General features: G+C 57.3%; 20 protein-coding genes and 1 pseudogene. 8 read left to right on the top strand and 13 right to left on the bottom strand.

What is annotated here, in order from left to right; genetic code table 11:
- Positions 1-98 precede the first annotated feature (98 nt).
- The 3 genes from HMPREF3107_RS05360 to HMPREF3107_RS05350 are packed head-to-tail and all read right to left on the bottom strand — an operon-like array spanning position 99 to position 1,682.
- Positions 99-770 (bottom strand): tetratricopeptide repeat protein, encoded by a 672-nt coding sequence (locus HMPREF3107_RS05360; protein ID WP_070454144.1) that lies wholly within the window; start codon positions 768-770, stop codon positions 99-101.
- Positions 771-812: 42 nt separating this feature from the next.
- Positions 813-1,481, bottom strand: coding sequence for a class I SAM-dependent methyltransferase (locus HMPREF3107_RS05355; protein WP_070454143.1), 669 nt, complete (start codon positions 1,479-1,481; stop codon positions 813-815).
- 9 nt (positions 1,482-1,490) lie between these two features.
- On the bottom strand, positions 1,491-1,682 hold the full coding sequence (locus tag HMPREF3107_RS05350) for a DUF3460 family protein (RefSeq protein WP_049249118.1): 192 nt from the start codon (positions 1,680-1,682) through the stop codon (positions 1,491-1,493).
- 150 nt (positions 1,683-1,832) lie between these two features.
- On the opposite strand from HMPREF3107_RS05350, the gene HMPREF3107_RS05345 reads away from it, so the two are divergent.
- Positions 1,833-3,386, top strand: coding sequence for a YdgA family protein (locus HMPREF3107_RS05345; protein ID WP_070454142.1), 1,554 nt, complete (start codon positions 1,833-1,835; stop codon positions 3,384-3,386).
- A gap of 208 nt (positions 3,387-3,594) precedes the next feature.
- On the opposite strand, the gene hemF is transcribed toward HMPREF3107_RS05345, so the two are convergent.
- Entirely contained in the window at positions 3,595-4,509 is a 915-nt protein-coding gene (hemF, locus tag HMPREF3107_RS05340) for an oxygen-dependent coproporphyrinogen oxidase (RefSeq protein WP_070454141.1), read from the bottom strand.
- Positions 4,510-4,704: 195 nt separating this feature from the next.
- Between hemF and argS the strand changes: the two genes are divergently transcribed.
- Complete coding sequence (argS, locus tag HMPREF3107_RS05335; RefSeq protein WP_070454168.1) at positions 4,705-6,711, top strand: arginine--tRNA ligase; 2,007 nt, start codon at positions 4,705-4,707, stop codon at positions 6,709-6,711.
- Between the two features lie 102 nt (positions 6,712-6,813).
- Positions 6,814-7,293 carry a hypothetical protein gene (locus HMPREF3107_RS05330; protein ID WP_141742837.1) on the top strand — a complete coding sequence of 160 codons (480 nt, stop codon included), beginning with the start codon at positions 6,814-6,816 and terminating at the stop codon, positions 7,291-7,293.
- A gap of 184 nt (positions 7,294-7,477) precedes the next feature.
- Here the strand turns inward: HMPREF3107_RS05330 and HMPREF3107_RS05325 are convergent, their stop codons facing one another.
- From HMPREF3107_RS05325 to HMPREF3107_RS05300, 6 genes are all read right to left on the bottom strand, one after another.
- Positions 7,478-8,251, bottom strand: coding sequence for a TatD family hydrolase (locus tag HMPREF3107_RS05325; protein ID WP_070454140.1), 774 nt, complete (start codon positions 8,249-8,251; stop codon positions 7,478-7,480).
- A gap of 67 nt (positions 8,252-8,318) precedes the next feature.
- Positions 8,319-8,705, bottom strand: coding sequence for a PilZ domain-containing protein (locus HMPREF3107_RS05320; protein WP_070454139.1), 387 nt, complete (start codon positions 8,703-8,705; stop codon positions 8,319-8,321).
- An 11-nt stretch (positions 8,706-8,716) separates the two neighbouring features.
- Complete coding sequence (gene holB / locus HMPREF3107_RS05315; protein ID WP_070454138.1) at positions 8,717-9,694, bottom strand: DNA polymerase III subunit delta'; 978 nt, start codon at positions 9,692-9,694, stop codon at positions 8,717-8,719.
- A 132-nt stretch (positions 9,695-9,826) separates the two neighbouring features.
- Entirely contained in the window at positions 9,827-10,033 is a 207-nt protein-coding gene (locus HMPREF3107_RS05310; protein WP_003772222.1) for a (2Fe-2S)-binding protein, read from the bottom strand.
- 117 nt (positions 10,034-10,150) lie between these two features.
- Positions 10,151-10,552, bottom strand: a complete 402-nt coding sequence (crcB, locus tag HMPREF3107_RS05305; protein ID WP_070454137.1) for a fluoride efflux transporter CrcB — start codon at positions 10,550-10,552, stop codon at positions 10,151-10,153.
- Positions 10,549-11,346 carry an energy-coupling factor ABC transporter permease gene (locus HMPREF3107_RS05300; RefSeq protein WP_246828592.1) on the bottom strand — a complete coding sequence of 266 codons (798 nt, stop codon included), beginning with the start codon at positions 11,344-11,346 and terminating at the stop codon, positions 10,549-10,551. Before HMPREF3107_RS05300 ends, crcB begins: the two co-directional genes overlap by 4 nt.
- Positions 11,347-11,371: 25 nt before the next feature.
- On the opposite strand from HMPREF3107_RS05300, the gene HMPREF3107_RS05295 reads away from it, so the two are divergent.
- Together HMPREF3107_RS05295 and glcE are read left to right on the top strand one after the other, a co-directional pair.
- The gene (locus HMPREF3107_RS05295) at positions 11,372-14,746 is read left to right on the top strand and encodes a DNA translocase FtsK (RefSeq protein ID WP_070454166.1); all 3,375 of its coding nucleotides are present in this window, start codon (positions 11,372-11,374) and stop codon (positions 14,744-14,746) included.
- Between the two features lie 368 nt (positions 14,747-15,114).
- Positions 15,115-16,197, top strand: coding sequence for a glycolate oxidase subunit GlcE (gene glcE, locus HMPREF3107_RS05290; protein ID WP_070454136.1), 1,083 nt, complete (start codon positions 15,115-15,117; stop codon positions 16,195-16,197).
- 89 nt (positions 16,198-16,286) lie between these two features.
- Here glcE and HMPREF3107_RS05285 read toward each other — a convergent pair whose 3' ends face one another.
- The 3 genes from HMPREF3107_RS05285 to HMPREF3107_RS05275 all read right to left on the bottom strand — a co-directional run bounded on the left by HMPREF3107_RS05285 (position 16,287) and on the right by HMPREF3107_RS05275 (position 18,267).
- Complete coding sequence (locus tag HMPREF3107_RS05285) at positions 16,287-16,964, bottom strand: DUF4190 domain-containing protein (RefSeq protein ID WP_070454135.1); 678 nt, start codon at positions 16,962-16,964, stop codon at positions 16,287-16,289.
- A 29-nt stretch (positions 16,965-16,993) separates the two neighbouring features.
- Positions 16,994-17,608 carry a lytic transglycosylase domain-containing protein gene (locus HMPREF3107_RS05280; protein ID WP_070454134.1) on the bottom strand — a complete coding sequence of 205 codons (615 nt, stop codon included), beginning with the start codon at positions 17,606-17,608 and terminating at the stop codon, positions 16,994-16,996.
- Between the two features lie 125 nt (positions 17,609-17,733).
- Positions 17,734-18,267 (bottom strand): GbsR/MarR family transcriptional regulator, encoded by a 534-nt coding sequence (locus HMPREF3107_RS05275; protein ID WP_070454133.1) that lies wholly within the window; start codon positions 18,265-18,267, stop codon positions 17,734-17,736.
- 96 nt (positions 18,268-18,363) lie between these two features.
- On the opposite strand from HMPREF3107_RS05275, the gene upp reads away from it, so the two are divergent.
- The 3 genes and pseudogenes from upp to HMPREF3107_RS12540 all read left to right on the top strand — a co-directional run.
- Positions 18,364-18,990: a uracil phosphoribosyltransferase gene (upp, locus tag HMPREF3107_RS05270; protein WP_070454132.1), complete on the top strand. Its 627-nt coding sequence runs from the start codon at positions 18,364-18,366 to the stop codon at positions 18,988-18,990.
- Positions 18,991-19,089: 99 nt separating this feature from the next.
- Positions 19,090-21,006 (top strand): DNA mismatch repair endonuclease MutL, encoded by a 1,917-nt coding sequence (mutL, locus tag HMPREF3107_RS05265; RefSeq protein WP_070454131.1) that lies wholly within the window; start codon positions 19,090-19,092, stop codon positions 21,004-21,006.
- Positions 21,007-21,178: 172 nt separating this feature from the next.
- A pseudogene (locus HMPREF3107_RS12540) lies at positions 21,179-21,313 on the top strand (IS1595 family transposase); the annotation flags it as partial.

Genomic DNA, 21,313 nt, shown 5'->3' with positions numbered 1-21,313 from the left:
TTTTGCAACGGTTGATACGGGAAACGGCGCGGAAATCCGCGCCGTTTTATTTTTTCAGACGGCCTACCGTTCGGCTGCCTGCCGTTTTCAGGAGGGCATCAATATTTGTCCGCGTGTTTCGCGGCTTTTTTTGCCGCCGCACTGTCGGGGTAAATGAGCATCAGCTTGCGCCAAGTGTCTCTGGCAACGTCGCGCTGCTGCATGTTCCACTGGCATTGGCCGATGGAGAACATGGCATCGGCGGCTTCGGAACTGTTGCGGAAACGCGAGATGTAACGGTTGCCGATGTTGATGACGGATTCGCAGTTGCCGAGGCGTTGGTGGCTCTGCATGAGCAGGTACATGCTTTGGCGGTCGTGTTCGTTGCCGCTGCCGCCGCTTTCGCTGGCCTGCAGCAGTTTGGCGGCGGCGGCGAAGTTGCCGCTGCGGTATTGTTTGCGCGCGGATTCAAGCGGGCTGTCGGCAGGGGCTGCGGACGGTTTTTCACTGTTGTGCCGGGTATTGTCGCGGACGGTTACGGCAGTACGCGCCGGACGGTTGCGTTCGAGCTGCCGGATACGGGTTTGCAGGGTGTCGATTTGATTCTGGAGCTTGGCGATTTCCATGCCCATGTTGTCGATCTGGCTTTGCAGGTCTGGGACGGGGTAGGGGACGTTTTCTGCGGCGGAAGGCGGCTGCGGCTGTTCCGGCGGCAGCTTGGGGGTGGCCGGGGGAACGGCGGTGCAGGCGGCCAGTAGCAGGACGGAAGTGGCGGAGGCGAGGTGTTTCATGGTTATGCAGCGGAAAAATGGGGCGGCGTTTTTCAGACGGCCTTATTGTTTGATGAGGAGTGTCAGCCCGTCGCCGACGGGAAGGGTGATGGCGTTCACGCGCGGGTCGCCGGGCAGGGAGGCGTTGAATGCCTGCAAAACAGCCAATGACGGCGGGGCGTCGGCATCGTTTTCGGACAGGATGCGGCCGCCGAGCAGGAGGTTGTCTATGGCGATGATGCCACCTTTGCGCACAAGTTGCAGACAGCGTTCGTAGTATTGCGGGGTGGGCGGTTTGTCGGCATCGATAAAGGCGATGTCGTAGCTTCCCGCTTCGCCGTTTTCCAGCAATTCGTCGAGGGTAAACAGGGCGGGCTGGAGGTGGAGGCTGATTTTGTGTGCCACGCCCGCTTCGCGCCACGCCTGTTGCGCGTGTTCGGTAAAGCTGGCGTTGATGTCGCAGGCGGTGATGCGGCCGTGGTCGGGCAGAGCAAGGGCCACGGCGGTGCTGCTGTAGCCGGTAAATACGCCGATTTCGAGGTATTTTTCCGCCCCGGTCAGGCGGACGAGCCAAGAGAGTACGGCGGCCTGTTCGGGCGCGACGGCCATTTTGCCCATGCGGTGCCCGGCGGTACGCTCCCGCAGACGCTGCAAGACGGGTGGTTCGGCTTCGCCGATGCGGCGCAGGTAGTCTAAAAGTTCGGGCGAGAAGACGGTGGCGCGGGTGCTCATCTAGGCGGTTTAGTCGTCGTAGGAGTAGTAGGTGTAGGGCTTTTTGGCCACGCTGGCGGCGGCAAAGGCGGCCTGTTCTTCGGCTTTGAGTTCGACATCCCAGAGCAGGTCGCGGTTTTTCAGACGGCGTTCGGCTTCTTCGGGGTGTTTTTCGATGTATTCGTTGAGAAATTTGGTGGCGTCGGATTGGTAGTCGTACATGTTGTCGCTCCTTTCGTGAAGGCAGTCATTATAACGGATAACATGTGGCGGGAAACGCCTTTTTTCATGCGGGAAAAGGCCGTCTGAAAAGACAAAGCGGGTAAATGATGCTATGCTTGTCGCTTTGAATTCCAAGCGTTGCGAAATACGATGAAGAAAAAGCTGATTGCCGCATCTGCGGGCGTGGTGGCGTCGGGTGCCTTGTTTTTCGGAGGTGCGCCTTATTATTTCGGCGGGCAGGCCGAGCAGGTGTTGGCAGACCAATACCGCCTGCTGCAGGAAAACGGTTTCCTCACCGTCGAATCGCGCCGTTACGAACGCGGCTGGTTCGAATCGACGGAAACTTTGGAAGTCAGGCTGAAGCCGTCATTGTTGAACAATGCGGGCAATTATCTGCCCGATAATCTGAAAACCGTGCTGTCCGAGCCGGTTACCGTCATCAACCATGTCAAACACGGCCCGTTTGCCGACGGCTTGCAGCCTGCCGCCGCACGGGTTGAAAGCGAATTCCGCTACAGCCCCGAAGCGGGAAAGGTGTTGAAACGCTTTTTCGGCGAACAAGCGCCGGTAACGCTGACCAATACCATCGGTTTGGGCGGCGGAGGCCGTCTGAACCTATCCGTGCCCGCGTTTGATTATGAGGAATTGTCGGGCATCGCCCTGAATTGGAAAGGCTTGAGTGGGGAAACTTCCTACACCTCCGGATGGGCCGGCTTTAAAAGCAATTACCAAGCCCCGCTGCTGCACATCAAACTTGCCGACAAGGGCGACATCCGGATGGAAAACCTGCAAATCGGCAGCGATACCTACGACAGCCCGAGCAAGCTGGCCGTCGGCAGCAGCAGTTTCAAATTGGACAAACTGTCTCTCCAATGGCAGGAAGGCATCGATTACAACATCAAATTGAACGAATTGGTGAATTTGGTAACCGATTTGCAAATCGGGGCGTTCATCAATCCCACCGGCACCGTGCCGCCGTCTAAAATCACCGTCAGCAAGCTGCAATTCGACACGCGCATGAACGAAGAGGACGGCTGGGCGAATACCGAAGGCCGCTTCCGTTTCGACCGCCTGGCCTACGGCGACGAAAACTACGGCCCGCTGGACATCGATGTCGCGGCCGAACATCTGGAAGCGAAATCCCTGTTGGCCATCAAGCGGACAATGGCGGAAGTCGCTTCGAAAAACATGAGCGAGGACGAAATTCAAAAAGCCTTGCTCCAAACCGCGCGCAACGAGGCTTCGGGTTTGTTTACCGGCAATCCGATTATCAAAGTCCGCGCATTCGATTTCACCCTGCCGAAGGGGAAAATCCATGCCGACGGCCAACTTTCTTTCAACGGCCTGAGCAAAGCCGATTTGGACGATGTCTCCCTGATGTTGAAAAAAACCCGGGCCGATTTCAAATTCGACCTGCCCGAGCCTTTGCTTGAAGACATGGCCGTCAGCCAGGCGCGCAGCCTGTTTACCGTCAATCCCGAAGACGAGGCGGCCGGTACGGCGAGTATGGAAGACATCAACGAAACCCTGCGCCTGATGGTGAAGAGTACGGTCAATATGATGGCCGACAACGGTTATCTGACCTTGAAAGACGACAATGTCGCCACGCGGGTGGAAATTGCCCAAGGGCAGTTGAAGCTGAACGGCAAGGTGTTCGAATCCGAAGCTGAGCCTGAGTTTGACGACGAGGGTACGGTGCCATAGCCGGTTTGGCGCAAAGGAAAGGCAGGCCTTTCGACAGGTCTGCCTTTTCTTTGTCCGCCGTAGAGGCCGTCTGAAAAAATGTGGGACGGCCATGAAGCCGGGCAACGGATGATTTCGCTTTGCCGCGCTGATGCGGAGTCTTTATCGGAAGGATGCCGTTCTCCGAGATGACGGCATATCAAGCGCATTGCTTTGCCCGTTAAACGGCTCAGGCTTTGTCTGATTTGCCCAGCCAGTCGCGCGGTTTCAGATAATCCTGCAGCCTTGCCTCGTCGCTGCCTTCTTCGGGACGGTAGCCGTATTCGAAGCGCACCAGCGGCGGCATCGACATCAGGATGCTTTCCGTGCGGCCGCCGCTTTGCAGGCCGAAGTGCGTACCGCGGTCGAATACCAGGTTGAATTCGACATAACGGCCGCGGCGGTAAAGCTGGAACTGCCGTTCGCGTTCGCCGTAGGGCGTGTTTTTGCGGCAGGCGACGATGGGGCGGTAGGCTTCGATATAGGCTTCGCCCGTTTCGCGGATAAAGTTCAGGCAGGTGGCGAAATCCCAGCGGTTCAAATCGTCGAAAAACAAGCCGCCGACCCCGCGCGTTTCTTCGCGGTGTTTGAGATAGAAATAGCGGTCGCACCAGTCTGTATATTCGTCGTAGAGGCCGTCTGAAAAACGGTCGCACAGGTTTTTTGCCGTTTGATGCCAGTGCACGATGTCTTCGTCGAAAGGATAAAACGGCGTCAGGTCGAAGCCGCCGCCGAACCACCACACCGGCTCGGCATCTTTGGGATAGGCAATGAAACAGCGCACATTGGCGTGGCTGGTCGGCACATAAGGGTTGCGCGGATGGATGACCAGCGACACGCCCATCGCTTCAAATGCCGCTCCGACCAGCTCGGGGCGGTGCGCCGTGGCGGCGGCTGGCATGGCCGCACCTTTCACATGCGAAAAATTCACGCCCGCCTGTTCGAACACCGCGCCCTGTTTCAATACGCGGCTTTCGCCGCTTCCCAAATGGCTCTGCCAATGGTCGGCAACGAATGCTGCGCCGCCCCCTTCCTCCGCTTCCAATGCGGCGCAAATGTTGTCCTGCAACTGCCGCAATACCGCCAAAACGTCCAAAGTATCCATTTCCTCTCCTGATGATGTCATATCGATGGCCGACAGTATAACGCCTTTTCAGACGGCCTAAAGCGGCGGGAAACGGTTTATCGCATCCGGCCTCTGCGGTAGAATGCGGGTTTCCCTTCTTTATATGCCTACACGATAAAGATGCCGTCTGAAAACCGTTTTTCAGACGGCCTCAAAACAAGAAAGCCGAACATTATGAAACTCTCCCAAGCCGTTGCCGTCGAAGTAGAAGCCGCCTTTGCCGCCTGCGGGCTGGCTTCCAGCCCGATTGTTTTGCAGCCGACCAAAAACGCCGAGCACGGCGACTATCAAATCAACGGCGTGATGGCCGCCGCCAAACGCCATAACCGCAATCCGCGCGAGCTGGCGCAACAAGTGGCTGACAAACTGTCGGGCAATCATGTGATTGAAAGCGCGGAAGTGGCCGGCCCGGGTTTCATCAACCTGCGCCTGCGCGCCGACTTTTTGGCGCAAAACCTTTCCCACGCGCTGCACAGCGGCCATTTGGGCATCCGCAAAACCGCCCAACCGCAAACCGTCGTTATCGACTATTCTTCGCCTAATCTGGCCAAAGAAATGCACGTCGGCCACCTGCGTTCCAGCATCATCGGCGACAGCATTTCGCGCGTATTGGAATTTATGGGCAACACCGTTATCCGTCAAAACCACGTCGGCGACTGGGGGACGCAGTTCGGCATGTTGGTCGCTTATTTGGTTGAGCAGCAAAAAGACAATGCCGCATTTGAGCTGGCGGATTTGGAGCAGTTTTACCGTGCCGCCAAAGTGCGCTTTGACGAAGATCCTGCCTTCGCCGACACTGCGCGCGAATACGTTGTGAAACTGCAAGGCGGCGATGAAACCGTATTGGCATTGTGGAAACAGTTTGTCGATATTTCGCTCTCGCACGCCCAAGCCGTTTATGACACGCTGGGCTTGAAACTGCGTCCTGAAGACGTGGCAGGCGAATCTAGATACAACGACGATTTGCAACCTGTAGTCGATGATTTGGTCGAAAAAGGTTTGGCAGTCGAAGACGACGGCGCGAAAGTCGTGTTCTTGGACGAGTTCAAAAATAAAGAGGGTGAACCTGCCGCATTTATCGTACAAAAACAAGGCGGCGGCTTCCTTTATGCTTCCACCGACTTGGCGTGTTTGCGCTACCGTGTCGGCACGCTTCATGCCGACCGCCTGCTGTACGTCGTCGACCACCGCCAGGCCCTGCACTTTGAGCAACTCTTTACCACTTCCCGTAAAGCAGGCTATCTGCCGGAAGATGTAAAAGCCGAGTTTATCGGCTTCGGCACCATGATGGGCAAAGATGGCAAACCGTTCAAAACACGCAGCGGCGATACCGTAAAACTGGTTGATTTGCTGACCGAAGCTGTTGAACGCGCCACCGCTTTGGTGAAAGAGAAAAATCCTAGAAATGAGATGGAAGATTGGGCTGATCTTGCTAATGACGTATTGCAAGATATAAGAGACATGGAAGAGTCATACAAAGAGATTGATAAATATATAGAGGATATAGAGGAATTAGGGTTTGAACCTGACAAAAATGGAATTTCTAATATTCAATACAGCTCCCAATCAAATGACAAAGAATTAGAAAAGATAAAAGAAAATTTATCACAGGTTGCAAAAGATGCAAAATCTCTGATAATTAGTGATGATGGGGAACTTCGATCAAGAAGAAGCCCAGAGTATTACTCTGAAACAGCAAGAAAAGATATTGCAAAAATAGCAAGAACCGTCGGCATCGGCGCAGTCAAATACGCCGATTTGAGTAAAAACCGCACCAGCGATTATGTGTTCGATTGGGACGCCATGCTCTCGTTTGAAGGCAACACCGCCCCCTACCTGCAATACGCCTACACCCGCGTACAAAGCGTGTTCCGCAAAGCCGGCGAATGGGACGCGACCGCGCCAACCGTTTTGACCGAACCGCTGGAAAAACAGCTTGCCGCCGAGCTGCTGAAATTTGAAGACGTACTGCAAAGCGTGGCGGACACGGCATATCCGCACTACCTCGCCGCCTACCTCTACCAAATCGCCACTTTGTTCAGCCGCTTCTACGAAGCCTGCCCAATACTGAAATCAGAAGGCGCAACCCGCAACAGCCGCCTGCAACTGGCGAAGCTGACCGGCGATACGCTGAAACAAGGCTTGGATTTGCTGGGCATTGATGTGTTGGATGTGATGTAAATGAAAAGGCCGTCTGAAAACTGTTTTTCAGACGGCCTCCGTTTATCGGCTTCCTTCCTGCCAGCCTGCCGTCTTTTCAAACCTTTTATCGGAGTGAAAAACATGAAACGCCTGCCGGCCATCTTTGCCGCCTTGTTGCTCTTTACTTCCTGCCGGGGAAATTCCGCCATGCCTGATAACCGACCCGCTTCCCAAGAACATCCGCCAACGGCTTCCGATGCCGTGCCGACCAATGAAGAATTGTCGGCCTATGCCGAAGAACACCTGGCCGCCTACCGTTATCACGATGCCGCCGCGTGGGCATATGAACTGAAACGGCGGGGCATCACCCTCCCGCCCCGCCTGCAACAAGTATTGGACGAAGAACGCTACGATCCTGATGCCCCCGTGTCCACCGGCAGTATCTACCACCTCCGGCCACAGCAAATCGACCTGCTGCGGGAGAAAGCGGAAAACGGCGACACGGCCGCCGCCAAGCGGCTTTGGCAATATTACAGCCTCTCTGCGGAACAAACGCCCGAGAATAAACGGCAGGCCGATTATTGGGATGCCAAAGCCGGCGGGAGCAGTCAGCCGAAGTAGGTTTGGAGGCAATGCGGGACAATGGCTGCGGAGGTGGATCGGCAGGGTAGTCGGACGGTATGGATGCGGTGTTTTGGCTTGAAACGGATTGCCGGCCGTCGTTTTCCATTACCGCTTCGTTTGAATCAAGAGAGGCCGTCTGAAAGTTTCAGACGGACTCTGATTTTGCCTGTTTGTTTGCCGGTTATTGCGGGCGGGGGATTTTGTCGAATAGTTTGAAGAAATTGTCGGTGGTGGTGGCGGCGATGTTTTCCAAGCTGTCGCCTCGCAGTTGGGCGACAAATTCTGCGGTATGGCGGACGTAGGCCGGTTCGTTCGGTTTGCCGCGTTTGGGAACGGGGGCGAGGAAGGGGGCGTCGGTTTCCACCAGCATTCTGTCGAGCGGGACGTATTGTGCGGCTTCCTGAATGCTTTTGGCGTTTTTGAAGGTAACGATGCCGGAGAAGGAGATGTAGAAACCCAAATCCAAGGCCAGTTTGGCCACGCGCACGTCTTCGGTGAAACAGTGGATGACGCCGCCGTGTGCGCGGTGTTCGCGCAGCATCCGCATGGTGTCGTCGGCCGCGTCGCGGGTGTGGATGATGAGCGGCAGGCGGCTTTCGTTGGCGGCGAGGATGTGGTTGGCGAAGCGGCGGTGCTGCCAGGCCAAATCGCCTTTGCACCAGTGGTAGTCGAGGCCGGTTTCGCCGATGGCGACGACTTTGGGGTGGCGGGCGTGTGCCGTGAGTTCGTCCGTGCCGAATTCTTCCGCTTCAGGGTCGTCGGGGTGGATGCCGACGCTGGCGTAGATGTGCGCGTGTTGTTCGGCGATTGCCAAAACTTGGCCGAAGCTTTGCCTGCTGACGCTGACGGCGAGGGCGTGCGAAACTTGGTTGGCGGCCATGTTGGCGAATACTTCGGGCAGGCGGTCGGCCAGGCCGTCGAAGTTGAGGTGGCAGTGTGAGTCTATCAGTTGCATGTGTGTGGTTTTTGTAAGGGGTGAGGCCGTCTGAAAAACAGTTTTCAGACGGCCTCGTGCCGGTCGGTTAAAGTGTGAATGTGGCGCGCTCGCTTCTGAGTGCGGTGCCCAGTTGTTTTTCAATCATGTTTTTGATGTTAATGCAGATTTCGTCTTTACCGAATGCCACGCCTATGCCTTTGGGCCGCACGGCGGTGGATATTGCGAAGTTAATCCAGGCGACGTTGGTGCGCAGGAATTTTTTTTCTTGGCTGTTGCCCAATGAAAGTGCCAACAGGACTTCGTCTCCGAGAGAGAATTTGTCGTCAGTGGCAATGAAGAGGCCGCCGTGTTCGAGGAAGGGCATGTAACAGTTGTAAAGCGATTGCCGGTCGGGGATGTGGAGGTTCATCATTTTTGCCGGAATCGGGATGTCGTTGGGTTTGTTGAAGTCGTAATCAATGGCTGAAGACATATGTCGGTTTCCTATTTGTTCTGCCAGAAGTGCAGGTATTCGGTGAGCAGGTATTCGAGTTGCATTTTAACACTTAATGTATGGCGGCCGTAAGGGATGAGTTCGTTCAGACGGCCGTTTAGCCGGAATAGGGCGGCCGGTGTGGTGCGTCCGGCGACTGCGGCCGATTGTTCGCGGCTGGCGGGATAGTAGAGCGGCGGCATGTTTTGTTGTGCCAATCCGATGTCGAGCAACCATTTTTGCAGCCAGTCGAGAAAAACGGCCAGCGGCTGTTTTTGTTTGTCGAAGGCGGCGGCGTAGTCGAGTACGGCCAGCAGGCGGGGGGCGGCTAAAAGTTGCAGCAGTTCCCCGCGCAGGGCGGTTTGGCCCGGGTCTTCGTCAAAGAGCGGCGCGCCGCTGTGGAAGGCCAGCAGTTCTTCGGCGTGGGCCGGGTGTTGTTGGCGGACGTATTCCAGTGCGGTTTGCCGGTCGGGGGCGGAAAGCACCATTTGGCGGCAGCGGCTTTTGATGGTGGGCAGCAGGCGGTCGCGGTCGTGGGAAACCAGCAGGAAGGCGACATCGGCGGGCGGTTCTTCCAGTATTTTCAGCAGGCCGTTGGCTGCCTGGGTGTTCATGCTTTCGGCCGGATGGATGAGGACGATGCGTTTGCCGCCGCGCACGGAGGTCAGCTGGATGTGTTCGATCAGGCCGCGTATGGCATCGATTTTGATTTGCAGCAGTTTGCGGCCGACGGTTTCGCCTTCGGGTATTTCGGGGGTGAGTTCGTAGAAGTCGGGGTGGCTGTTTTGGGCGAACAGGTGGCAGGAGGGGCATTGCCCGCAGGGTTGGCGGTCTGCCGTTGCTTGTTCGCACAGCAGTGTGGCGGCCAAATGGCGGGCGAAGGCGGTTTTGCCGGTATTTTCCTTGCCGGAAAAGAGCAGGGCGTGGGGCAGTTGCCGCCAGTGGGCGGCAAGCTGTTGCCAGTCGGATTGATGCCAGGGATAGATCATGTGCGGGAGGGTGCTGTTCGGACGGGCACATTATATAGCCGCGCCCGTTTTTGCAACAGTGGCCGTCTGAAAGCATGAGAAGGCCGTCTGAAAACATTTTTTGGTTTTCAGACGGCCCGGGGTGTCGTGATCTTAGTTGCCGATGTTGATGCCGGCGGTTACGGAGCTGTTTTGCTGATTGTTGCCGGCAGTCAGGAAGGAGGAGGCCAAATCTTTGCAGCAACCGCAGCATGTGGCAACGCCCAGCTGTGCCTGCAGGTCGCTCAAGGTGGAAGCGCCGGCCGATACGGTTTCTTTGATTTGGTGATCGGTAATCGCGTTGCAGATGCATACAAACATGATCGTAATTCCTTCCCCGAGAGGTTTGTTAAATAGGATTCAATAGTGTTCGCAAATATAAATGCAAATGCTTCGTAATGCAAGCGCAAAATACGGAGTGCGGGCAAGGGGTTGTTTTCAGACGGCCGGGTGGTGGAGCAGGCGGACGAGGAACAGCCCGCCCGCAGTGAAAAACAGCGAGCCGCCAAGGTGCAGCAGGATGGTCAGTACGGCGGCGGAATAGCGTTGTTGTTGCAGCATGGCAACGATTTCGAGTGAAAAACCGGAAAAAGTGGTCAGGCTGCCGAGCAGGCCGGTGATCAGCCACAATTTCCAATACGGCGGCAGGTCCGGCAGGCTGTCGGCCAAGCCGGCCGCCAAACCAATAAGCAGCGCGCCTATCCAGTTGGCCGACAGTGTGGCGCGGGAAAACGGCTGGTCGGGCGTGTCGAGCCAAAGGGCGAGCAGCCAGCGTGCTGTGGCACCGAATGCCGCGCCGCAAACCACTGCCGACAATGAGGCGAAAAAGGGAAGTTTCATGATTCAGACGGCCAAATGGTGTTTTGACGGCTCAAGTAGAAATCGTCGTCGAAAGTCAGCAGGAATTGGGGTTTGAGGGCGACGAAAATGGCGGTAAACATGCCGGTCAGGAAGGCTTCGCCCCAGCTGATGAGGAAGAAAACGGGGAAAGCCTGCTGCCATAAATCCACGGCGGCAAAGACGGTGCTTTGCGAGAGCAGGGCGGTAATTGCCGCGCCGGTGGCCATCATGCCTGCGGCGGCGCAAAAGAAACCGTTGATAAAGATATATAGGAACAGATTGGGCGGAAGGAAACGGCGTACGGCGTAACGCAGCAATTCCGCCACCGCCAATGCGGGCAGGGTAACGGCGAGGACATTGAGCGGGGCGGCCGCCAGATTCTGCGCGCCGACCGTTAGCAGCATATGCGGCAGCATAAACAGGGCGGCCAGCCAGAATGCCGCTGCCGAACCTATCATCAGGCTGCCCAGTGTCACGCCGAGCAGGTGGTAGCGCAAACCGCCAAGCTGTCCGCCGTTCAAGCCTGCCCCCAATGTCCAAAAGACGGCAAAAAAACACAGCAAAACACCGAACGCCTGCGGATTTTGCCGCCATGCCTTCAGTGCGGGTTTGGCGCACAACAGCAGGCAGGCGGGCAAAGCGATATAGGCGGCGTAGAGCCACGGCGTTTCAAACCATGCGGTGAAGAAATCCATAATCCGGCAATGTTTCAGACGAAAGCCGCACATTATATGGCAAATGGCGGAAAGTTTCTGTTTGCCGTCGAAACACGCTAAAATGGCGGCTTTACGCATTCTTACGGAAAGCCGTCCGGAATTTATGTTTTGGATTATCGTCAGCATTTTGTTATTGATTGCCGTAGCCGCCTTGATCGGCTGGCGGTTTTATCTTGACCGCCAATGGCAGCGCGAACTGCGCTATTTCAACCGTCACGAAAACGCCCCGCCACTGGAAAGCGGCGGCGAGGCCAAAGCCGTTTACGGTGCCAAGCCGAACCTGAACAACAGCCGGCACAACAGGCGCGATGCCGACGAAAGCCGTGCCGTTTACGAGCGCACGGTGGAAAAGCTGCGCGAAGTCGCACCCAAACGCTACCGCAAACTGAATGCCGCCGATGCGGAAGGTTCGCCGCAGACCGAACATTTCCACGACCTGCCGATTTTTGCCGCTTCGCGGCCTCAGGAAGCAGATGAGGCGGAAGCGGCAAAAAATCCGCCTGCCGAAGAAAATGTTCAGACGGCCTCTCAAGCGGAAACCGCAGAAACGGTTCAAACGCCCGAGGCAGAATCCGAAGCGGAACAGGAAGCAGCGTTGCAGCCGGAAACGCCTACCGAGGCCGTTCCCGTGTATTCCGCAGCAGCGGATGATGCGGCGGAGGCCGAAACGGATATCGAAAACGCCGAATCCGAATCCGAATCCGAGCCGGATGCCGAGGTGCGCAAAACCGCACCGCCGCCCGATGCCGAAGTGATTACCGCCGACGAAATCGGCCATTTCAAACGCAAGAGCGTGCAGGAAATCATGGCGGAGGAGTTCGAATACACCCACCGCGGCGACCCGGCGGATGAAGCGGCCGAAATGGAAGGGTCGCCGTCCAAACCTTCTGCCGATGCGGAAGTGATTACCGAAGCCGAAGTCGGGCGTTTTCGCCGCGAGCCCGCTGCCGCCCTAATCGAAAAATTCAGCCCCGAAGTACAAGAACACGTCCCACCGCCCGATGCGGAAATCATCACTTTGGCCGATGCCACCCGCAACCTTGCGGCAGGCAGCCGTGCCCATGAAATCAAACCCCGCCCCGGCCGTTATGAAGAGCAACGGTTCGGCAGCAGGCCGCCGCATACACCGGCTGCCGGCCTGCCCGTCATCAGTTACAGCGACCCTTCCGTTTTGCGCGTGGAAGAACGCGCGGCACAACGCCGCCTCGAACGGAAAAACCAAAATTTCAACGCGCTTGCCGCGAAACCCGCCGTACAAGAAGCAATAAGGCCGTCTGAAAAAGGCTTCAACGCGCCCGAAACCATAGAGGAAAGCGACATCCGCGCCAATTTGATGATGCGGCGCATGGCACGGCAGCGGCAGAGTGTGCGCCGCAGCGACATTGCCCCGCGCATCATTCCTGCCGATGAAGTCATCTCCAACCTGGCCCGGACGGAACGCCCGTCCCGCCGCCTGCGCCGCATCAGTACGGTGGACAATGCCAGCATCCTGCCTGCTTCCGCGCGGATTTCCAATTACGGCGGAGAAGTGGTCAAGCCGAAACCCGCCGCCAAGCCGCTTCGTGCAGACAGTGCCTTGGCCAACCGTTTCGCCCCTTATCCCTACAGCAGGCCGGCCGAAGTACCGCCGCCCGATGCCACGGTGGTCGAACCGCCGGCCGTGCCGCCGACACCGCCTTTGAGCGTGGATGTCCCGCCGCCTGCATCAGTGGCGTTTTCAGCCGAAATGATCCAGCCGTGGGATGAAGGTGGACTGTCTGAATATCCGTTTGCCGAAGAAGAAACGGCCGGCGGCATTTATTCCGATGCGGCGGACGCGCAGGAATGGCTGGACGACGTATTCGCGCCGTCCGAGCAAGAACAACCGGAATACGGCGGCTATGCCGACAGGCCGTCTGAACATGACGAACCGTCTGAAAGCGACGGCCCGCTATATGGCAACGAGACCGGTTTTTCCGAATCCGCGCCGTTTTCAGACGGCCCCTACCCGCTGCCCGGCCTCAACCTGCTGAAACCCGCCAGCTACAATCCCGATGCGACGCAGAGTGAGGAAGCATTGCTGGAAAACAGCATCACCATCGAAGAAAAACTGGCCGAGTTCAAGGTCAAAGTCAAAGTGTTGGAAGCGTATGCCGGGCCGGTCATCACCCGCTACGAAATCGAACCCGATGTCGGCGTGCGCGGCAATGCCGTGTTGAATTTGGAAAAAGACCTTGCCCGCTCGCTCGGCGTCGCCTCCATCCGCGTGGTGGAAACCATCCCCGGCAAAACCTGCATGGGCTTGGAACTGCCCAATCCGAAACGCCAGATGATACGCCTGAGCGAAATTTTCGATTCGCCCGCGTTCGCCGAATCGCCCTCCAAGCTCACGCTCGCGTTGGGGCAGGACATCACCGGCCAGCCCGTCGTAACCGACCTTGCCCGCGCGCCGCACCTCCTGGTGGCCGGTACGACCGGTTCGGGCAAATCCGTGGGCGTGAACGCCATGATTCTGTCCATGCTGTTCAAGGCCACACCCGACGACGTGCGCATGATTATGATCGACCCGAAAATGCTGGAACTGAGCATTTACGAAGGCATCCCGCACCTGCTCGCGCCGGTGGTAACCGACATGCGCCTGGCCGCCAACGCACTGACCTGGTGTGTGAACGAAATGGAAAAACGCTACCGCCTGATGAGCCATTTGGGCGTACGCAACCTCGCGAGCTACAACCAGAAAATACGGGAAGAGGCCGCATACGGCCGCAAAATCGGCAACCCCTTCAGCCTCACGCCCGACAATCCCGAACCGTTGGAAAAACTGCCGTTTATCGTCGTGGTGGTGGACGAATTTGCCGACCTGATGATGACGGCGGGCAAGAAAATTGAAGAATTGATCGCCCGCATCACACAGAAGGCGCGCGCGGCGGGCATCCACCTGATTTTGGCCACCCAGCGGCCGAGCGTGGACGTGATTACCGGCCTGATTAAAGCCAATATTCCGACACGCATCGCCTTTCAAGTGTCGAGCAAAATCGACAGCCGAACCATCCTCGACCAAATGGGTGCGGAAAACCTGCTCGGTCAGGGCGACATGCTGTTCCTGCCGCCGGGTACCGGCTATCCGCAGCGCGTACACGGCGCGTTCGCTTCCGACGAAGAAGTACACGGCGTAGTGGAATACCTCAAACAGTTCGGCGAACCCGATTACGTCGAAGACCTGCTCACCGGCGGCGTCGGCAGCGACGACATCTTCAGCAATGCCAACGAAGGCCGCAGCAACGAAGGCGGCAGCGATCCGCTGTACGACGAAGCCGTGTCCTGCGTGATTAAAACCAACAAAGCCACCATTTCCTCGGTACAGCGTTACCTGAAAATCGGCTACAACCGCGCCGCTAACCTTATCGAACAAATGGAGGCCGACGGCATCATTTCCGCCGCCGATGCAGGCGGCAAACGCACCGTGCTGGCACGCGACAGCAGCCATTTGGACAGATAAGGCGGGGGAAGGCCGAGAAGCAGATAAGAGGCCGTCTGAAAACGGCTTCTCCCCACCACCCTTTTCCTAAGTCTTAACCTGATTGCGCATCTGTTTAATCACCGGTTCGCCATCGTGCAAACCGCCTTTGGATGGCACAGCCGTTGTTTCTGTCTTCGGCTCCGAACCGGCCGCCCTTTCTTTCACATCTTACGCACGTGTGCATCCGATAATCTTTTCCGCCCGCCGTTGCAGGAACCGGCTTTTTTATCAAATGGGCGGAAAACCTGGCCGATGCGGCACGTCAAACACACTATCGGCATATCAAAAGACCGAACAACCCTAAGGCCGTCTGAAAAATACAGGTAAAGGCCGTCTGAAAGCAGGATATGGATACTTCATTGCAATATTTGCGGCAACAAATCCGACAGGCGGCCGACGAGGGATACGCGCTGACCGTGCGGGGGGGCGGCAGCAAGGATTTTTACGGCGAACCCGCGCGTCCGGCCGCCATCCTCGATACCCGCATCCACAGCGGCATCACCGCCTACGATCCCGACGAGTTGGTCATCACCGCCAAAGCGGGCACGCCTTTGGCGGAAATCGAAGCGGCTTTGGCCGAACGCCGCCAAATCCTGCCGTTTGAGCCGCCGCATTTCGGTGCGGGTGCAACCTTGGGCGGCGCGGTGGCCTGCGGTTTGGCCGGGCCGGGGCGGGCGCATTTCGGTGCGGTGCGCGATTTCGTCCTTGGCTGCCGTTTGATAGACGGATGCGGCCAGGTGCTTGATTTCGGCGGGCGGGTGGTGAAAAACGTCGCCGGTTACGACATCCATAAAACCATGGCCGGCGCAATGGGGACTTTGGGGGTGTTGGCGGAAGTGTCGCTAAAAGTGCTGCCCGCGCCCGAACGTGAAATCACTTTGCAGTTTGAATGTTCGGCCGCCGCCGCCCGCGGGATGCTTCACGCTTGGATGGGGTATCCGCTGCCGCTGACGGCCGGTTTTTGGGACAACGGTGCGCTGTTCGTCCGACTTGGCGGCAGTGCGGCGGGCGTAGAGGCGGCGGCAAGCCGTTTGGGCGGCGAACGTTTGAGTAGGCGGATAAATGCCGATTTGTGGCTGGCGGTGCGCGAACAGCTCCTACCGGTTTTCAGGCCGTCTGAAAACGAAGATGTACGGTTGTGGCGCGTATCCGTGCCCGATACCGCGCCCGAGTTGGAATTGGACGGAACATTTTGTATGGAATGGGGCGGCGGCCTGCGTTGGTACCAAACCGGTCTGCCGGCAGCCGAAATCTGTGCCGCCGCATCCGAAGCCGGCGGGCATGCCACATTGTTCCGTGGTGTGCTGCAGGCCGGTGAAACCGCTTTTACCCTGCCGCAGGAAAACGTGCTCCGTATCCAGCGTCGGCTAAAAAAATTGTTTGATCCGCACAATATTCTGAATCCGGGAAGGATGCCGGGTTTGTCATAGTTTTGGCAGGATGTGAAAAGGCCGTCTGAAAACTTTCAGACGGCCTTTTATGGTTGGGCTGTGTTGTCGGAACGGTGTTTTCAGACGGCTTACAAAGAGGTGATGTTGCCGTCGGTTGTGCATGATTTCGGCATCTGGCTTTGTCTCATCCGTTGTTCGAATTGGCACTCCCAAACGATGCTGTCTTTCATTACTTGCGGTGTAACGCTCAAGTTTGTGCTTTTAATCAAAGGGTACAGTTGGCTTTTCGGGTTGAGCTGGGCATGCAGTACGCCGTTCTCCACCGTAAATTCGTTCCAGTGCTTTTCCATGCCGGGAATGTTCATTTCTTCGGCGGGAATGTTGATGATGATGGCGTTGTTTTTATCGGCGGCGATGCGTTTGGCCAGTTTGTCGCGCGCCTGCACCAGATAGACGTCGGCTTCCACCCATTTGGAACGGATAACGTAGTCGTGGTAGGCGGGCAGGGCGATGGCGGCAAGTATGCCGATAGACATGATGACGAACTGGATATAACCCAAAATCAGGCCGGCCAGGGCCAAACCTGCACCGCCCTGGCCGCTGCGTTTAATCTGACTGCGGGCGACGTGGCCGAAAATAATGGCCAGCAGGGCGAAGAGTATCGGGATTATCCAGCCGATGATGCCGCAAACCAGGCTGGAGATGGCCAGGGCATTGGTGCCTTGTACCGGTTGGGGCTGCTGTTGGTAGTATTGTCCGTTGTTTGACGGTGCGTGATGTCGATAATCGTTCTGTTGGTTTTGCATGGTTTATCCTTAAAAATGAACAGGGTTGGTCAATTCCATTGCCATCGGTTGCGCCAGGCGCCGATGACGGCGTTGGGGTATTTGTTGCTGCCGAGGCTGCCGTTGAAGCGGGCGAGGGCGCGGACGATGTTGCCGTTTTCGACGTTAAGGTAGTGGCGCAGGATGGTGCAGCCGTAGCGCAGGTTGGTGCGGATATCGAATAGGTTATGGTCGGGTTTGCCGATGTAACGCTGCCAGAACGGCATGACCTGCATCAGGCCTTTTGCGCCGACGTTGCTGATGGCGTATTGGCGGAACGCGCTTTCCACTTCGATCAGGCCGAGTATCAGCTGGGTATCGAGGCCTGCGCGGGTGGTTTCGTATTGGATATTGATCAGCAGGCGGCGGCGCGACGGCTCGTCGGGCACAAAACGGCTGAGCCGTGCGGACATGTCGCGTAGCCAGCGTTCGCCGTCGCGCGGGTTGGTGAAAACCAAACGGGCGGGGTTGACGTTGTTTACCGACGTCCGCATGACGGAGGCCACGTCGTCCGACAGGGTTTCTTCGCGCTGCGCTCCGGCCAAGATCGGGCGGGAAGACAAAAGCAGCGCGCCGCCGGCCAGTATCAGACGGCGGCGCATGGGATTGTGCACCGTTTTTTCCATAGTTTCCGCAGAGTGTTTCGGGTGGGCGGATTATATGCCATCCGGCAGTCGAAAGACAGGGAAAGGCCGTCTGAAAGCCTGTTTTCAGACGGCCTGTGCGGCTTTTCGGATATTGTGCGGCGGATTCAGTCTTTTTTGCCGCCGGTCAGGAAACGCTGGATTTTGGTGCCGAGTTTTAAAACCTGCGCCAGTGTGCCGGTGGGCAGTTTGATCATTTCTTTCGTCCAGCTAGTGGCAATGTCCATAAACTGCTGCGTGTCGCGGATGCGTTTTTGCACCTGTTCGTTTTCCTGTTCGAATTCGGGCGTGGCAATCAGTTCATTGAGGAAGTGCAGCGTCGGTTCGATCTCGCGCTGTTGGCGTTGTTCGACGATGGTTTTCACCAATACCCAAACATCGTCGGAGGTGGTGAAATAATCGCGCCGGTCGCCGAGCTGGTGCACGGTTTGCACCAGTTTCAAACCTTGCAGCTCGCGGATGCTGTTGCTGACGTTGGAACGCGCCACGGCCAGCGTTTCGCTGATTTCTTCAGCATTCATCGGTTTGCCGATGATGTAGAGTAGCGCGTGGATTTGCGCCACCGTGCGGTTTACGCCCCATTTCGAGCCCATTTCGCCCCAGTGGAGCACGAATTTTTGAGTGGTCGGATTCAGTTTCATACGGCTTATTATGGTTATTTCTATTATTTCCGTCAAGACAGAAATTCATGGTTCGCCTATAATTGCGGGCGTCTGAAAAAAGCAGAGATATTTCCCATGAACCTCCATATCATCGACCACCCCTTAGTCAAACACAAACTCGCCCTGATGCGTGAAGCCGATTGCAGCACCTACAAATTCCGCACGCTCACCAACGAACTGGCGCGGCTGCTGGCATATGAAGCCAGCCGCGATTTCGAAACCGAAACCTTTTCCTTCACGGGCTGGTGCGGCGAAATGGAAGGCGAGCGCATCAAAGGCAAAACCCTGACCGTCGTCCCCATCCTGCGTGCCGGTTTGGGTATGCTCGACGGCGTGCTGGATTTGATTCCGACGGCGAAAATCAGCGTGGTCGGTCTGCAGCGCAACGAGGAAACACTCGAACCGGTGTCATATTTTGAAAAATTCGTCAGCAAAATGGACCAGCGTCCGGCTCTCATCATCGACCCGATGCTGGCCACGGGCGGTTCGATGGTCGCCACCATCGACCTGCTGAAAAGCAAGGGCTGCACCAACATCAAGGCCTTGGTGCTGGTGGCCGCGCCAGAAGGCGTGAAACGGGTGAGTGAGGCACATCCCGACGTGAAGATTTACACCGCCGCACTCGACAGCCATCTGAATGAAAACGGCTACATCATCCCGGGTTTGGGCGACGCGGGCGATAAAATCTTCGGCACCAAATAATCAAACCCAAACAAGCGTAGGCCGTCTGAAAAACAAATTTCAGACGGCCTGTTATAATGCCCGCCTCATTTACAGACAGCCTCAAACGAGTCCGAAGCCATGCCCCGTATCGCCGCACTGCCCGATCATTTAGTCAACCAAATCGCCGCCGGAGAGGTGGTGGAACGCCCCGCCAATGCCCTGAAGGAAATCGTCGAAAACAGCATAGACGCGGGGGCTGCCGAAATCGAGATGGAACTGGACGGCGGCGGTATCAAACGCCTGCTCGTGCGCGACAACGGCGGCGGCATCCATGCAGACGACCTGCCGCTCGCGCTTTCCCGGCATGCCACCAGCAAAATCGCCAGCCTTACCGATTTGGAACACGTTTCCAGCATGGGTTTTCGCGGCGAAGGGCTGGCCAGCATCGCCTCCGTCAGCCGGCTTACCCTCACCAGCCGCACTCCCGGCAGCGCGCACGGCCACGAAATCCGCGCCGAAGACGGCATCCTGTCGCCCGTTGCCGCCGCCGCCCATCCCGAAGGCACCACCGTGGAAGTGGCCGACCTGTTTTTCAATACCCCCGCACGGCGCAAATTCCTCAAATCCGAAAACACCGAATACGCCCACTGCGCCACCATGTTCGAACGCCTCGCACTTGCCCATCCCGAAACCGCCTTCAGCCTCAAACGCGACGGCAAACTCGTTTTCAAATACCCGCCGCAAAGCCTCGAAGAACGCGCGGCCGCCATACTCGGCAGCGATTTTCAGACGGCCTCATTGCCCGTGGAAGGCGGAGGCGGCGGTATGCGGCTCTACGGCCTGATTGCCAAACCCACCTTCGCCAAAGGCAAAACCGGCCAACAATATTGCTTCGTCAACCGCCGCTTCGTGCGCGACAAAGTCATGCTGCACGCCGTCAAGCAGGCCTACCGCGACGTGCTCCACCAAGCCCTCGCACCCGCCTTCGTCCTCTTTCTCGAACTGCCGCCCGAAGCCGTGGACGTGAACGTCCATCCCACCAAAACCGAAATCCGCTTCCGCGACAGCCAGGCCGTACACCAACTCGTTTTCCACACCCTCGACAAAGCACTGGCCGGCACGCGTGCCGACCGGACGGAGAGCGTCGGCAATGCGGGCGAAGTGCTGCACAAAATGATGGGCTTAGCCAAAGAAAGGCCGTCTGAAAACCACGGCGGCAGCCATGCACCGTTTTCAGACAGCCTCCAAGTAGGCAAAACCGCCCCCGTTTCCTATTCTGCCGCCCGGGTGCCGCAACAGCGCAGCTTAAGCCTGAACGAAAGCCGCCGCGCCGTCGACACCTATGCCGAACTCTACCGGCGCGATGACGAACTGGCACAGCTCGAACACGAACGCTTGGGCGGCGCAATAGCGCAAACCGCCGTTTCAGACGGCCGGGACGAAGTACACGGCGAAGGCGGTGGAAACGCCTACCCGCTGGGCTTCGCCATCGCCCAACTGCTCGGCATCTACATCCTTGCCCAAGCGGAAGACAGCCTGCTTTTGGTGGACATGCACGCCGCCGCCGAACGCGTGAACTACGAAAAAATGAAACGCCAGCGCGGCGAACAAGGCCGTCTGAACAGCCAGTCGCTGCTCATCCCCGTTACCTTTGCCGCAGGGCACGGTGAAATGGCCGCCCTGGCCGATTTCAGCGACGAACTGCGCCGTTTCGGCCTGGACCTCTCGCCCATCGGTGAAAACCGCATCGCCGTGCGCGCCGTACCGCAAATGCTGGGCAAGTCCGACGTGGAACAACTGGCGCGGGATATGTTGCGCGAATTTGCCGAAGTCGGCGCGTCGCAGGCGGTGGAAGCGCGGGAAAACCGCATCCTCGCCACCATGTCCTGCCACGGTTCGATACGCGCCGGACGGAAACTCACCCTGCCGGAAATGAACGCTCTCCTGCGCGATATGGAACAAACCCCGCGCAGCAATCAGTGCAACCACGGCCGTCCCACATGGGTCAAACTCACACTGAAAGAATTGGACGCGCTGTTTTTGCGCGGCCAGTGAGGGTGGTGATTCAAAAACCAATCTGCAAGACAGTACCGATATGCCGTCTTTGGGATAAAGCCGGCACTCCTTCCCGTCGGGCGGATTAGTTTTAGGACTGTGCGGATAACCGGAACCGCCCCATTAAAAAAAAGGGGCTGTACTAGATTAGCAGATATGTTACCCTCTAAATATGAAGATAACGCACTGCAAATTAAAGAAAAAAGTACAGAAAGAACTGCTCCGTTTTTTTGTACTCGAAGTTACCGCCCGTTCTGCTGCCGATATTTTGGGTATCCATCCCAATTCGGCAGTCCTGTTCTACCGC

This window comes from Neisseria sp. HMSC31F04, from assembly GCF_001807735.1.
GTDB lineage: Bacteria > Pseudomonadota > Gammaproteobacteria > Burkholderiales > Neisseriaceae > Neisseria > Neisseria elongata.
Note: the sequence above shows the minus strand (reverse complement) of the source record. Positions and strands in the feature narration are given on the sequence as shown.

Coding starts and splice junctions, on each gene's coding strand:
- HMPREF3107_RS05360 (WP_070454144.1), bottom strand. CDS start 770: ATGAAACACCTCGCCTCCGCCACTTCCGTCCTGCTACTGGCCGCCTGC.
- HMPREF3107_RS05355 (WP_070454143.1), bottom strand. CDS start 1,481: ATGAGCACCCGCGCCACCGTCTTCTCGCCCGAACTTTTAGACTACCTG.
- HMPREF3107_RS05350 (WP_049249118.1), bottom strand. CDS start 1,682: ATGTACGACTACCAATCCGACGCCACCAAATTTCTCAACGAATACATC.
- HMPREF3107_RS05345 (WP_070454142.1), top strand. CDS start 1,833: ATGAAGAAAAAGCTGATTGCCGCATCTGCGGGCGTGGTGGCGTCGGGT.
- hemF (WP_070454141.1), bottom strand. CDS start 4,509: ATGGATACTTTGGACGTTTTGGCGGTATTGCGGCAGTTGCAGGACAAC.
- argS (WP_070454168.1), top strand. CDS start 4,705: ATGAAACTCTCCCAAGCCGTTGCCGTCGAAGTAGAAGCCGCCTTTGCC.
- HMPREF3107_RS05330 (WP_141742837.1), top strand. CDS start 6,814: ATGAAACGCCTGCCGGCCATCTTTGCCGCCTTGTTGCTCTTTACTTCC.
- HMPREF3107_RS05325 (WP_070454140.1), bottom strand. CDS start 8,251: ATGCAACTGATAGACTCACACTGCCACCTCAACTTCGACGGCCTGGCC.
- HMPREF3107_RS05320 (WP_070454139.1), bottom strand. CDS start 8,705: ATGTCTTCAGCCATTGATTACGACTTCAACAAACCCAACGACATCCCG.
- holB (WP_070454138.1), bottom strand. CDS start 9,694: ATGATCTATCCCTGGCATCAATCCGACTGGCAACAGCTTGCCGCCCAC.
- HMPREF3107_RS05310 (WP_003772222.1), bottom strand. CDS start 10,033: ATGTTTGTATGCATCTGCAACGCGATTACCGATCACCAAATCAAAGAA.
- crcB (WP_070454137.1), bottom strand. CDS start 10,552: ATGAAACTTCCCTTTTTCGCCTCATTGTCGGCAGTGGTTTGCGGCGCG.
- HMPREF3107_RS05300 (WP_246828592.1), bottom strand. CDS start 11,346: ATGCGTAAAGCCGCCATTTTAGCGTGTTTCGACGGCAAACAGAAACTT.
- HMPREF3107_RS05295 (WP_070454166.1), top strand. CDS start 11,372: ATGTTTTGGATTATCGTCAGCATTTTGTTATTGATTGCCGTAGCCGCC.
- glcE (WP_070454136.1), top strand. CDS start 15,115: ATGGATACTTCATTGCAATATTTGCGGCAACAAATCCGACAGGCGGCC.
- HMPREF3107_RS05285 (WP_070454135.1), bottom strand. CDS start 16,964: ATGCAAAACCAACAGAACGATTATCGACATCACGCACCGTCAAACAAC.
- HMPREF3107_RS05280 (WP_070454134.1), bottom strand. CDS start 17,608: ATGGAAAAAACGGTGCACAATCCCATGCGCCGCCGTCTGATACTGGCC.
- HMPREF3107_RS05275 (WP_070454133.1), bottom strand. CDS start 18,267: ATGAAACTGAATCCGACCACTCAAAAATTCGTGCTCCACTGGGGCGAA.
- upp (WP_070454132.1), top strand. CDS start 18,364: ATGAACCTCCATATCATCGACCACCCCTTAGTCAAACACAAACTCGCC.
- mutL (WP_070454131.1), top strand. CDS start 19,090: ATGCCCCGTATCGCCGCACTGCCCGATCATTTAGTCAACCAAATCGCC.